Annotated in this window: 11 protein-coding genes; 1 reads left to right on the top strand and 10 read right to left on the bottom strand. The window is 48.2% G+C overall.

The window, feature by feature from the left end; genetic code table 11:
• Positions 1-29: 29 nt before the first annotated feature.
• The 6 genes from K331_RS0117385 to K331_RS0117360 all read right to left on the bottom strand — a co-directional run bounded on the left by K331_RS0117385 (position 30) and on the right by K331_RS0117360 (position 7246).
• The gene (locus K331_RS0117385) at positions 30-650 is read right to left on the bottom strand and encodes an SMI1/KNR4 family protein (protein ID WP_028591293.1); all 621 of its coding nucleotides are present in this window, start codon (positions 648-650) and stop codon (positions 30-32) included.
• A 417-nt stretch (positions 651-1067) separates the two neighbouring features.
• Positions 1068-1907 (bottom strand): (2Fe-2S)-binding protein, encoded by an 840-nt coding sequence (locus tag K331_RS0117380; RefSeq protein WP_028591292.1) that lies wholly within the window; start codon positions 1905-1907, stop codon positions 1068-1070.
• Positions 1908-2058: 151 nt separating this feature from the next.
• Positions 2059-2784 (bottom strand): response regulator transcription factor, encoded by a 726-nt coding sequence (locus K331_RS0117375; protein WP_028591291.1) that lies wholly within the window; start codon positions 2782-2784, stop codon positions 2059-2061.
• Positions 2771-4912 carry an ATP-binding protein gene (locus K331_RS0117370; RefSeq protein WP_028591290.1) on the bottom strand — a complete coding sequence of 714 codons (2142 nt, stop codon included), beginning with the start codon at positions 4910-4912 and terminating at the stop codon, positions 2771-2773. Before K331_RS0117370 ends, K331_RS0117375 begins: the two co-directional genes overlap by 14 nt.
• 559 nt (positions 4913-5471) lie before the next feature.
• Positions 5472-5969 (bottom strand): hypothetical protein, encoded by a 498-nt coding sequence (locus K331_RS32730; RefSeq protein WP_226383625.1) that lies wholly within the window; start codon positions 5967-5969, stop codon positions 5472-5474.
• 236 nt (positions 5970-6205) lie between these two features.
• Positions 6206-7246 carry a LacI family DNA-binding transcriptional regulator gene (locus tag K331_RS0117360; protein WP_028591288.1) on the bottom strand — a complete coding sequence of 347 codons (1041 nt, stop codon included), beginning with the start codon at positions 7244-7246 and terminating at the stop codon, positions 6206-6208.
• A gap of 318 nt (positions 7247-7564) precedes the next feature.
• On the opposite strand from K331_RS0117360, the gene K331_RS0117350 reads away from it, so the two are divergent.
• Positions 7565-8617, top strand: coding sequence for a 2,3-butanediol dehydrogenase (locus tag K331_RS0117350; protein WP_028591287.1), 1053 nt, complete (start codon positions 7565-7567; stop codon positions 8615-8617).
• 263 nt (positions 8618-8880) lie between these two features.
• On the opposite strand, the gene K331_RS0117345 is transcribed toward K331_RS0117350, so the two are convergent.
• The 4 genes from K331_RS0117345 to K331_RS0117330 all read right to left on the bottom strand — a co-directional run bounded on the left by K331_RS0117345 (position 8881) and on the right by K331_RS0117330 (position 12376).
• Positions 8881-10290, bottom strand: coding sequence for a 6-phospho-beta-glucosidase (locus tag K331_RS0117345; protein ID WP_028591286.1), 1410 nt, complete (start codon positions 10288-10290; stop codon positions 8881-8883).
• 29 nt (positions 10291-10319) lie between these two features.
• Positions 10320-11669 carry a PTS sugar transporter subunit IIC gene (locus K331_RS29830; RefSeq protein ID WP_051289895.1) on the bottom strand — a complete coding sequence of 450 codons (1350 nt, stop codon included), beginning with the start codon at positions 11667-11669 and terminating at the stop codon, positions 10320-10322.
• Positions 11670-11683: 14 nt separating this feature from the next.
• A complete protein-coding gene (locus K331_RS0117335) occupies positions 11684-11977 on the bottom strand; it encodes a PTS sugar transporter subunit IIB (protein ID WP_028591285.1) in 294 nt (97 codons plus the stop codon).
• A 69-nt stretch (positions 11978-12046) separates the two neighbouring features.
• Complete coding sequence (locus tag K331_RS0117330) at positions 12047-12376, bottom strand: PTS lactose/cellobiose transporter subunit IIA (protein ID WP_028591284.1); 330 nt, start codon at positions 12374-12376, stop codon at positions 12047-12049.
• Between the last annotated feature and the right edge of the window lie 60 nt (positions 12377-12436).

Here is a 12436-nt window from a genome sequence, read left to right as displayed (position 1 = left end):
CTTTCTAGCCACTAACTTGACGTATATCGTTATTCTTGCGTCACCTTGGCCAATGACTGATCTAGCCACAGCTCATACCAGTCCAGAAAATTCAGCCTATCCTTATTGCCAAAATATTGATCAGGATAAATTCCGCCGCTATTCCCGCGGTCATCTACCCAAATCTCTCCATAGGAATTCCCATTTACGATCAGATTCATCGTTACACCGCAGCCAAAATTACTGATGCGCAGCATGCCCGCAGAGTGCCGATTACTGAAGTACTCCTCATCCTTGGCCGCACTCTCGTCCTCGTCTACATCATCCTCGAACCAATCTACTTCCGGGTTCCACGTCTCTGTATAAGGAAATTCCCCCGAGATATCATTCGGTAGATCCTTGTAGTCCAAATCTACATAGATGCCTTCCTCAGGCTTCTCCAGTCCATAATATGGTCCAGCCCCGCCTGAACCGATCTCCATCAGAAAGGCTTTGTAATCCTCCGGGAAACTTACATTCCAGTCGGACTCCAATTGCCGAATTTGTTCAGGTGTCTTGACAGGGTCCAGCTCATAATCATGGCAATCGGCTCCGAACACAGTAAGCTCCGTATCCGCTTGTCTGAGCTGATGGAGCTTCGAGCTAATCCGTTGTAGCTGCTCTTTATACATCTGTTTCACCCATCCTCATGTAATACCTCTAGCAATATACCATCACGAACATACCACCACGAACAATAAATTTACCGATAAAAAATTCATGTTACAACCACAATACTTATAGTTTATCAGATTTATAGCCTCCATGATTAGGGCCCCTAAGGACTACTCGTTCAAGTTAAACGTTCACAAGCCTTACACAGCCAATAAGCCCCTAGACCCACTCTCCTAGACGGGTGGTATCCGAGGCTTGAACATCATGCATGTAAGACATGAATGTGCTTCATATTCTTATTTTCTTACGTTCTTGTGCTACAGCACTCTAGTGCCTTTATGCCGCAGTATTATCAAGCAACGACGAACTACAGATTTTCGTTTGCAATCGCATCTCTTATCGCGGGTCTCACAGGCTGGTTACGCTATTACCTCTCAGGTCTGCTTCGCGCAGTATTCTTCGAATTTGTGCTGTCGCTGCTGCCGGGTCAGACGCGGGCAGGTATAGCAATAATCCTGTCCTTGCACCCGATAAAATTGACAGCAGGCGCTCTTCATCACAGTTAGCCGGTTCGGTACCAGCGGCTCCAAATGAACAATCTTAACGGCAAATGGATTCCGGCGGCAACCAAACACCTGAGATGCATCTGCTTCGTCCCTCAGCAGCTGGTAATCGTCCTTCACCCGTTCCCGCAGAACGGGCTCATCCAGTTCTTCGGCCAGCCACTGCTGCTCCCGATAGAAGCGGCTCGGCCATTGCCCCCAGAGCTGTGTCTCGGCAATGCCACTCACCTCAGCCAGCTTCATCAGCAAGGGCGCCAACTGGCCTTTATAGAGATCCATCCATTGCTGCCTGAGCCAGCTCTGCCTTGCTTCGGCATCGAAAGGACCCAGAGTTTCAGCCCAGCGCTCCAGCACAAAATCCACTCTTGCCCGTCCACTATGCTCCCATAGACGCAGCGATAGGTTCGAAAGAGAGAAATCAGCAGCCGTATTATATGTAGATAACCCATATTGGAATGCCAGTGGAATAGCACCGATCCAGCTAGCAGTGAATGCTGCTGCTACTTGACGGTCCTCCGCCCGCACAATGCGGGTATAGCAATCCAAGTAGTCTGCTACCAGCTGGGGATTGAGCAGGTCTGTCAGTCTGTATACAGCTTTTTCATTATGCGCCATTGCTTGCTGAGCTTCGTCCCGGGACAATTGATTGATGTCAGCACGGAGGGTAATCCCATACTCTTTACTAAGCCGCGTGTCTTCACATAGCCTCATGATCCTTCTCCTTTCGGATCGAGCCAATCCTCACCATTTCTCTATTGATATTGATTATCAATGAAATTATAAGAAAAAGCAGGGCCAGGGAACATGGACTTTAGCGTTCACTATCTGGACAAAGATGATGGGTATCCTGTGACCTCTGTACTTAATCAGAGCTATCGCTCCCTTGGAACTTGTATCCAATTCCACGCACAGTTGCGATGTAGCGATGGGGGCTGTCTGCGTACTCCTCAAGCTTACGTCTCAGATGATGAACATGTACCATGACCGTACGGGTATCACTCCAATGCTCCAGCCCCCACACCTGCTCGTACAATTGCTCCACACTGAACACCAGACCTGGATGACCAGCCATGTAGAGTAAAAGCTGCAGTTCTTTGGCTGTCAGGACGAGCTCCCTACCATTAAGCCTTGCCTCATTTCGGATGAAGTCCAGCTCCAGTTGACCATCGCTCCATATTCGTCTCATGGCAGCTGCATGCGGTCCCCCAGACATAGGTGAGCTTCTCAGCCGGGCCTTTACCCGTGCAACCATAATATCGGGGTCAAACGGCTTGGTAATATAGTCATCACCATGCTCCAGACCTGAAATAATATCCTCGCTCTCCTTCAGACTGCTCAAGAAGATGACCTGAATATCCATATTTCGCTTGAGGGTCTGTATCCACTCCTTACCGGAGCCATCAGGAAGCATAATGTCACAGATGATCAAAGCAGGTCTATACCCATTCAGGAGCCCCACTGCTTCAGCCAAGCTACTGGCCACACGGGTCGTGAAGCCGTGATTATGCAAATAAAGGGACACTAATTCGGCGATATCCACATCGTCTTCTACAATTAAAATATCGCGCTGCTCCTCAATCGCATTCATGTCTTGGTCCCTCCTCCTTGATCCATACAGGCAGCCTGAAATAAAATCCACTGCCTGCTCCTGGCTTACTGTCTACCCTGATATCCCCCTCATGATGATGTATGATCTCCTTGCAGATCGCCAGACCCAGACCAGATCCGGTATGCTGGCTATCCATAGCTGCACCGGGTCCCTTCACTTGGCCAAAGCGCTCAAAAATATGCTCATGCATGGACGGATCGATTCCAATTCCGGTATCTTGCACCCGGATTACGGCCATCAGCACAGCTCCTTCCTTGTTGGCCCCCTGAGACTCCTCTACATGGATGTGAAGGCTGATGGCTCCCGGAGGAGCCGTGAAGCGTAGCGCATTGGATATTAGATTGGACAGCACCTGCTCGATTCGTACCGGGTCCAGGCGAGCGAAGCATGACGAATATGAGCCAGCTGGTGACAGCACCTGCTCATACCGAATACCCCGATCTGCAATCTCATATTCGTATTTATCAAATAGGTCTTTCATGAATGGAAACAGTTCAACCTCCCGCATATGAAACTTACTCTGGTTGGTCTCCAGCTTCGTTAGCTCAATCAGATCCAGTATCATTTGTTCCAGAAGAATGGAACGCTCATAGATTCGATTAGCATACTTGGGAGCATCCTGGGTAATAATTCCGTCTCGCAATGCCTTCGCGAAGCCCTTAATCGAAGTAATCGGCGTACTTAGCTCGTGCGAAATATTAGCCAGTAGACGCACCCGGAACTGCTCAATATCCGCCATCTTCCGATTGGCTTCCTGCAGATGGCTGTTACTCTGCAGCAAGGATTGCGTCCGCTCCTCCACAGTGCGCTCCAGCGAGTGATTCGTCTCCAGCAGCTGTGCAGACAGCTCCTCCTTCGCCTGCAGCGCACTAGAGAAACGGGAAGACAGATTGAGTGCCTGAGTTAACAGAAAAGCCAGCAGCCCCATGGACAGCAGGTCATCTGTTGGCAGCAGGCCTGAATAGAACAGCATATCGTTCAGGGCGAAGATCATGAAGATCAGGAAGCCCATCGCATTCATGAATGAGCCCTTGCGACGACTGAGTAGAGAGCGGGCATATACATATGTCGTGTACAGCAGAATCGGGAACAGCACGACCCAAATATAGATAACGAGCCAGTAAGTATACACGCGTGCAGGCAACAGCAAAAACAATAGTGTACAGCCAAGCATCACAATGGCGGTCATCTGAGGTGCACGGGCGTGAGATTCCGCCGGATACTCTCTATGTATGAACAGCACCACAATCAAGCCGGTCATGGATATTGAGATGTACTCGGCCTTCACGGCCCATTCCCATGGTAAGGATGGTAACAGATACGGGACCGTAGTCTCGCCAAGCACGACTGTTCGTACGCCTACAGCTATACATAGCAAGCTGAATAGCAGCGCGGAGAACTCCTGTCTCCGATTCAGATAGACCAACAGATAGTACAGCGACATCACACAGAATATTCCTACAATGAACATCTGGACAGCGACACGATATACTCGTAGCCAGGATATCCCCTCAGCCATCCCTATCTCCATCTCCTGCCATATCCCCGCATTACGCTGCGAGAAGTTGGAGACCTGGATAACAATCTCATTCCAGCCCTCGACTGGTTCAAAGTAGAAGGTCTTCGGATAGCTTGCTGGCTGCATTGTGGCATGGCTTGTTCCGACGGTTCCATTGCCGCCCTTCAGCTCGCCATTCACCCATAAGCGATAAGCTGAGGCAATGCTCTTGGGGTAAATGCCCAGCATTTGATGCTCGCGCACCAACTGCTCTGGAGCCAGAAAGCGAAGCCGGTACGTGGCATATCCCTCATTAGGCAGATGCCCGGTCCCCAGCTTGTAAGCTGTCCAAGGCTGTGGAACAGATTCCAAGGAAGGCTGCGGGAGCGAAGGTCTTTGGAAATCCTTTGGCTCCAGTAGAGCCTCCCAATAAAATTCCCACTCTCCGTTCAATTCCAGCGTAGGCTGCTGCTCTCCATTCCAATTCGATAGATCTGTAGTGCCAGCCGTCACCTGTCCGAGGACGGGCCCGGCAGAAGCGGTAGATAGTCCCCACCCGGCTGAGCCTTGGGGTAGCATGCACAGGAGGATGACGAACAATATCGCCAAGCATGCAACTACCGCTGCTTTACGGGCTTTCTTGCAGAGGAGTCTGCAATATTCTAGGATCGCCCGTGACGGACTGGCGATCTTCTTGTCAGAGACTAACACTTCCCTAGAAGAGCGTTGTATTCTATAGAATGATTCAAAAGACGGTTCACAAGATGAGGCACAAGATGGGTCATAAAATATACCCAAGGGCTCGCCCTTGCCTATGTCTGTATCCTGCATTGTTAGTTCATCTAGCATGCCAAAGCGATCCTCCATAACTGCCGTCGACTGACTATAACCGCTATGAGCTAGCTTCAGCCGTATTTTTTAGAACACATCGCTATTATATCAGGAGGTTGTAAAGATCGTATTGGCACTTTTTTGAATAAGTCGCTGCGAAGTCCTGAGCCATTGTATGATTCCGTGATTTGAAAATGCCCCTTCCATCAGCCAGATACGACTGTGTAAGGAGCTGTGGAGTTGCCTAGTAACTGTGATCGAACAAAGAGCTTACTACCCCTATTCCCAAGCCTACTTGTGAAGGCCGATGCACAAGCCCTAATGAAAAGCCGTGAGCTTATCCATCCAGACCCGACTGGGCTTTAGTTAGCAGCTTGCCATTCTGAAATGTGAACACAGCATTCGCACCGATCCCCCCGGTACCAAAATAGGAGTAAACAGCCATAGTGGAGGACTCGCTGATCGCATTGCCATCACCACCCATGATCGCGGCAACCTCCTCATAGGTCATACCAATCTGGACCTGCTGATACTGCCCCCATGTAATCCGAACACCGTCCCCCTGATCCAACGGACCATTTTTGCTGGACTCTGTGCTCTCAGCATCTGCTCCCTCTATCACGGCGCTCGCGATGTCCTGCTCCTTTAATTCTTCCGTAAGCTCTGTAATCTTCTGATCACGCTCAGCCAGTCGTTGCTCCAGCTCTGCTACACGCTGCTCAAGCCTCTCGTACTCGATCTGAGAAGGACTGGAAGACTCCCCACAAGCGGCTACAAGCGTGCATATTGCCACCAGACCCGCTCCACCAAGCATTCTGCTCATCTTTTGTTTCATGGAAATACTGCCCCCTATACCCATTGCATTTTTTCTCGTCTGTTATATTGTGTGACCTTTTTACTGTGAAAAAATAATCCATCCTAGTGTATCATGACTGGATTTTTCTGTAACTGAGTCTCAGGTCTGCTTTACGATGCCCTTACGTACATCACCAGGGGGCACTGGCACATAATCAACCGTAAAGACTTGTAGCGCATCTATATCCGCCTACAGGTGGCTTACCTCGAAGATGGCTATAGTGGAAACCTTTCCCCTCGCGAGTATTGCTTCATGGCCACACTCGACTCTCGGACAATCAGCCGTGGCTCGAATTCCACCCGCTCATACTCGGCAGGCTCCGGGGACTGAATACGCTTGAGCAGCAGCTCTGTAGCAAGGCGTCCCACCTCACTGCCCATGATGGATACCGAGCTGATCTGTGGAGACGTGACGGTCGCCCACAGATTATTATCAATGCCGACCACCGCCACATCCTCAGGGACACGCACACCCAGTTCCTTAAAGCGGTTCACAATACCGATGGCTACCATGTCATTTACGGCGTAGATGGCATCCGGCATGAGCTTCAGATTGTAGAAGTAATTAGCAGCCTGTCGTCCAGTCTCAAAGGTGAAATCCTCTCCAAAGTAGACCAAAGACGTGTCCACATGTGCCAATGATTGCTCGTAGGCCCGGTAACGCTCCTCAATCTTGTCCTTGGGCGCTCCGGCATAGGCAATGCGGGTCCTGCCGATCTGGAGTAGATGCTCCATGACCAGCCGGCCTTCCTGCCGCGCCAGACCGACGACATCCGCCTTCAGCTCAGGACTGAGCAGCTTGCTATAATTGATCACGGATACCGGAATGCTCGTCTGATTAATCATACTCTCGATCGTCTTCGGATAAGCCAGCGGCATAATGACCAATCCATCGACATGCAGCTTCTTGATATCTCGCAGCACCTCTAGCTCCAGTCTGGCATTCCCAAGGGTATTTATCTGCACGACCCGGTAGTCATGCTGCTTGGCAGCCTGTTCCACCGCCCAAGCGATGTCGGGAATAATGGCATTACGGATATCCGGCACCGCAAGCGCAATCTGGCGGGTCTGACGAATCTTCAAGCTTTGCGCCGATGTATTGGGCACGAAGCCCATCTCCGCTACCACCTGCAAAATATGGGCTTTCGTCTTGGCACTTATGCCAGTGCTATTGTTAAGCGCTCTGGATACTGTCGCAATACCGACTCCCGCATGCTTTGCCACATCCTCAATCGTCACTTTTTTTCTACTGGCCATGGCTACTACCCTCTCCACTCGGAATCGTTTCCTGTTATTACGGAAATTTTCACACTTTTCAATTAGTATATCATGAATTCTGATAGCTCTTCATCCGTCGCTCCAACAACGATATTGAATAATTTGAATTCCGCTAGTGAATACATGTGTTTAAGCATTGTATTTCTCATTTGATGTGTCTAAAATGTGAATTTCCCTCTCCTAAAACGATTGACACTTTATATAAATTGTGACATCCTTGTGTAGGAAACGTTTCCTATAAAATTTTTCTAATTTAATATTTATGAAATTATACACCTGGATAGGGAGATGACTTTCATGCAAGCATTGAGATGGCACGGAGTAAAGGATGTCCGGATGGAACAGATTGAGGAGCCAACTGCGCTAAAGGGAAAAGTTAAAATTAAAGTAGAATGGTGCGGAATCTGTGGTAGCGATCTGCACGAATATGCTGCTGGTCCCATCTTCATTCCGAAGGATGCACCTCACCCGTTGACACAGGAGCAGGCTCCGATCGTAATGGGTCATGAGTTCTCCGGACAGATTGTAGAGGTTGGTGAAGGAGTAACCAGATTCAAGGCTGGAGATCGTGTCGTCGTCGAGCCAATCTATGCCTGTGGTGAATGTACCGCCTGCAAGCAAGGCAAGTACAATCTGTGTGAGAAAATGGGCTTCCTTGGCCTGGCTGGCGGGGGCGGCGGCTTCTCTGAGTATGTAGCGGCTGATGAGCATATGGTGCACAAGATTCCGGACAGCGTGTCGTTCGAGCAAGGTGCGCTGGTTGAGCCATCGGCTGTAGCACTATATGCCGTCCGTCAGAGCCAGTTCAAGGTAGGAGACCGCGCAGTCGTATTCGGTGCAGGACCGATCGGGCTGCTAGTAATTGAAGCACTGAAGGCTTCTGGTGCATCGGAGATTTATGCCGTCGAGTTGTCTCCAGAACGCAGAGCCAAAGCCGAAGAGCTAGGGGCTGTTGGACTGAACCCAGCTGAAGGAGATGTCGTAGAGGACATTCGTCGTCTAACAAACGGTGGCGCAGATGTCTCCTACGAGGTCACTGGCGTTCCCGTCGTGCTAACTCAAGCGATTCAGTCCACGAAGCTGAGCGGTCAAATCATGATCGTCAGCATTTTCGAGAAGGAAGCACCGATTCACCCGAATCTGATCGTCATGCAGGAGCGCAACATTGCCGGCATCATCGGCTATCGCGACGTATTCCCAGCGGTCATCAGTCTGATGGAGCAAGGGTATTTCTCTGCGGAGAAGCTCATTACCAAACGAATTGCCTTGCAGGATGTAGTATCCGAAGGCTTCGAGACTCTGATGAAGGAAAAGAGTCAGGTAAAAATCCTCGTATCTCCGAACCTGTAAGCTTTTTTTAGAACAGAGGAAGTAGATCGCCAATTCAAGGCCGGTCAAGCTCATTGGACCTTTTTGCTTCCCCGCTTATGGAAGCAAATGCACATGCAGAATGCAGCCCTACACATAGAAGACAGGTAGAGGATATTGTGTTCCTCTACCTGTTTTTATAGTAGTAGCTTATTTCGTTAGATTCGCTGTGTCCTCTCCAGCAGTTCATAGATTAAGGAGATATCCTCTACGTTTATTGGAATAATGAAGCTATCATCGGTCAGCTACAGTAGCTCTCCATTGCTTGCAATAACTTGCTTATACCAGTCAAAGCTTTTTTTACGAATTCTCTGCAAGCTTCCGTTCCCTTCATTATCTTTGTCTACATAGATGAAGCCATAGCGTTTCTTCATTTCCCCTGTACCCACAGATACTAGATCAATGCAGCCCCATGATGTGTATCCCATTACCTCTACCCCATCAAGTTCAACCGCTTTCTTCATTTCTCGAATATGCTCCCGAATATAGTTAATTCGATAGTCATCCTGGATAGTCCCATCCGACTCTATGCTATCCGTAGCTCCAAGACCATTCTCTACGACAAATAAAGGTAATTGGTAGCGGTCGTACAAGCTGTTCAGAATAATCCGCAATCCGATCGGGTCCATTTGCCATCCCCATTCACTGGCCTCCAGGTAGGGATTCTTGACGCCTCCTCTAATCATATTTCCGCTGCTGGATTCTGCATTTTGCCTTGTAGTAACTACTGTGGAGGCATAATAGCTGAATCCAATGAAATCAACAATCCCTTCCTGAAGGATTCGTTCATCTCCCTCTTCCATATGAATTGTAATACCCTTACGCTCGAATTCCTTCAGCTTGAATGCAGAGTACTTACCACGACACTGGACATCCAGATAGAAATGCCTTCTTTGCATTGCTTCTGCCGCCATCTGCACCTCCACCGGATTACAACTCTCTGCATAAACAGGGCTATAAGCAATCATCATACCTACCTTCATACACGGGTTGATTGTTTTGGCCAATTGCACTACTTTGGCAGAGGCTACGAACTGGTGATGAGCAGCCTGATATTCCGTCTGACCATCCCTTGCCTCCAGACTACCGAATCCACCTGCATGCCAAGGGTGGTAGCAGATGACATTAATCTCGTTGAATGTCATCCAGTACTTCACTTTGTCCCGGTAGCGAGTGAACAGGGTGAGACAATACCGCTCGTAGAACTCAATCATTCGTCGATTGGTCCATCCTCCGTAGGTCGTCGCTAGATGCAGGGGTGTCTCGTAATGAGAGATCGTCACGACCGGTTCAATTCCATATTTCAAGCATTCATCAAACACACGATCATAGAAGCAAAGACCCGCTTCGTTTGGCTCTTCCTCATCTCCACGCGGAAATATCCGCGCCCAGTTAATGGATAACCGAAAGCACTTAAATCCCATTTCGGCAAACATAGCGATGTCTTCCTTATATCGATGGTAGAAGTCGATGGCCTCATGGCTGGGATAATATTTCCCTTCCTGAACCACATATGTCAATTCTCTTGGAACGCCGTGACTACCGGCAGCTACTACATCTGCTGTGCTCAGTCCCTTGCCATCTGCCAGATAGGCACCTTCGATTTGATTGGCAGCGGTGGCCCCTCCCCATAGGAAATCAACCGGAAATCCCATATTCGCTCCCATCCCTTCTTATTTAAAATTTAAATACTAGCTGTCGCTGCATTTTTTTGTTCCGAATCCACAAGTTGCTTTTCGTATGCCTTAAAGAACGGATACCAGATTACAATAGAAATTGGAACCAGTACCCAGGAGAATATAAAGTTCTTGATACTCATGGCTTGAATAGCTGCCCCTACACCTATTGGCAAATAGGCTTTGAGATAAATATACGAGCCCTCAATCCAGCCCAGGCTTCCGGCAATATAGCCAAGAGTCGCACAAAATACCGGAGAAAATATTAAAGGGATCAACATAATCGGATTTAGCATAACGGGTGCCCCAAAAATAATAGGCTCATTAATCCCGAATAATGCTGGAATGGCTCCTGCTTTACCAACCACCTTCAACTGTTCAGACTTACTTCTTAACATTAAGATGACAAGGCCGATTAGACTTCCTGAGCCGCCTATTAATGCATAACTAAATGTGTGAACCGCATGGAAAATAGGTTCTTGACCGGCAGCAACCAGCTCAGCATTTTGGGTAATCAATTGGATACTGAGTGGCATAATAAGCGGATAGACCAGCGCCATTCCATGAATTCCAAAGAACCAGAGGAACATTCCGAAGCTAATTAACAAGGCCATCCCCCATGGTGTGTTGACCCCCTCTAATCCAGGAGACAGAACTTTCGTTATACCATCAATTAAATTAAAACCTGTTGTATTTAGTAGCAGCACATTGAAGCCAAACAAAATAATAATATTGAGAATTAACGGTATTATGGAAGAAAAGGCTTGTGCAACGCTTGGTGGTACAGAATCCGGAAGTGTCAACTTGAGTCCCTTCCGATCAGAGAATCTCGTAATTTCCACGCTTACTAGCGCTATAATCATTGCTCCGAAAATCCCCACTGTCCCTAGATTAGTAGCAGCGATCACGCTAGTTACTGTGTCACCACCAGCAGCGATCGTGGATGAGAGCACGCCTGTAGTCATAGGTGCCGCCACCATGAAGAAGATACATAACGAGATAATTCCGTTGGATAATGCGGACATTTTATAAGAAGCTGCCAGCTTGTAGGCAATTGTAAATGAGACCAGTAGACCAAACAGGTTCATTGTCATGTTGTACGGAATCTTCAGAATGGCTCCATAGTTGGTTGCCAGACTAATCCAGCCCTTCAGCAGCCCTGAGAAAATCCAGGCATTATTGGCAATCTCCTCAGTTACTGGAGGTGTGGAAATGATGTTGAAGATGGCACCAATCAGAGTCAAGGGCACCATAGCAGCCAATCCACCTGAAATCGCCTGTAAGTGGCGCTGGTTAGCAACTCTGGCCCCGAATGGAGCCAGCTTGACCTGCATGAATTCTACAAATCGTTTTAACATGATGTTCTACCGCCCTATTCACTTATTTTTGCTGCTAGCTGAAGTATTTTTTCGGCCTTGCCCATGGCATAGTCCATAGGTTCAATGACAGCGACTGGCTTGCTCGTCCGCTCCTTCAATTCGTTGAGCTTGTACGAAATTTGTGGACCAAGGAGTACAAGATCGAATTTGTCAATGTGGTCATCAAAATCCTGAACCGCATGAGCCTCCACCTTTAATGCAATTCCCTCCGCTTCAGCATGCTTCATCATTTTCTGCATCAGAATTCCTGTAGATACTCCGCCTGCACATACCAACAATATATTCATAATTATTCCTCCTAAAGATATATAGTGTCTGTTTCTCATAAGCTAAAGCTTCCGGTCAGATCAAATGCGTTAATCTCTGTCAGCTATGGTCTGATGTAATTCAACTAATTCCTGAATGAGCTCCTGAGCTAGCAAGCTATTCATTAAGTGATCCTGTGCATGAATCAGAAGAACGGAAATTTCTGTTTTCTTGCCTTCGGACTCAACGAACAATAGACGGGATTGTACTTTATGAGCTAGCTTCGAGCAACTTTCTGACTGTTTCATTAACGAGGCTGCCTCTTCAAACTGCTGCTGCTTCGCTGCCTTCAATGCTTGAAATGCCAGGCTCCTTGCCTCACCGGATTTACCAATGAGCTCCATTGCAATTTGCTCCATATTTACAGTATTATTCTCCACTTAACTAATCCTCCAATAAGTCTATTAATTGTACCTACCTTTGAAAAAACGCCACTATAC

It is taken from the genome of Paenibacillus massiliensis subsp. panacisoli DSM 21345 (genome assembly GCF_000426545.1).
Classification (GTDB): domain Bacteria; phylum Bacillota; class Bacilli; order Paenibacillales; family Paenibacillaceae; genus Paenibacillus; species Paenibacillus panacisoli.
Note: the sequence above shows the minus strand (reverse complement) of the source record. Positions and strands in the feature narration are given on the sequence as shown.

What these genes read in the sequence shown, in the direction of transcription:
- K331_RS0117350 (WP_028591287.1), top strand. Translation starts at nt 7,565, where the DNA reads ATGCAAGCATTGAGATGGCACGGAGTAAAGGATGTCCGGATGGAACAG.
- K331_RS0117345 (WP_028591286.1), bottom strand. Translation starts at nt 10,290, where the DNA reads ATGGGATTTCCGGTTGATTTCCTATGGGGAGGGGCCACCGCTGCCAAT.
- K331_RS0117360 (WP_028591288.1), bottom strand. Translation starts at nt 7,246, where the DNA reads ATGGCCAGTAGAAAAAAAGTGACGATTGAGGATGTGGCAAAGCATGCG.
- K331_RS0117380 (WP_028591292.1), bottom strand. Translation starts at nt 1,907, where the DNA reads ATGAGGCTATGTGAAGACACGCGGCTTAGTAAAGAGTATGGGATTACC.
- K331_RS32730 (WP_226383625.1), bottom strand. Translation starts at nt 5,969, where the DNA reads ATGAAACAAAAGATGAGCAGAATGCTTGGTGGAGCGGGTCTGGTGGCA.
- K331_RS29830 (WP_051289895.1), bottom strand. Translation starts at nt 11,669, where the DNA reads ATGTTAAAACGATTTGTAGAATTCATGCAGGTCAAGCTGGCTCCATTC.
- K331_RS0117375 (WP_028591291.1), bottom strand. Translation starts at nt 2,784, where the DNA reads ATGAATGCGATTGAGGAGCAGCGCGATATTTTAATTGTAGAAGACGAT.
- K331_RS0117385 (WP_028591293.1), bottom strand. Translation starts at nt 650, where the DNA reads ATGTATAAAGAGCAGCTACAACGGATTAGCTCGAAGCTCCATCAGCTC.
- K331_RS0117335 (WP_028591285.1), bottom strand. Translation starts at nt 11,977, where the DNA reads ATGAATATATTGTTGGTATGTGCAGGCGGAGTATCTACAGGAATTCTG.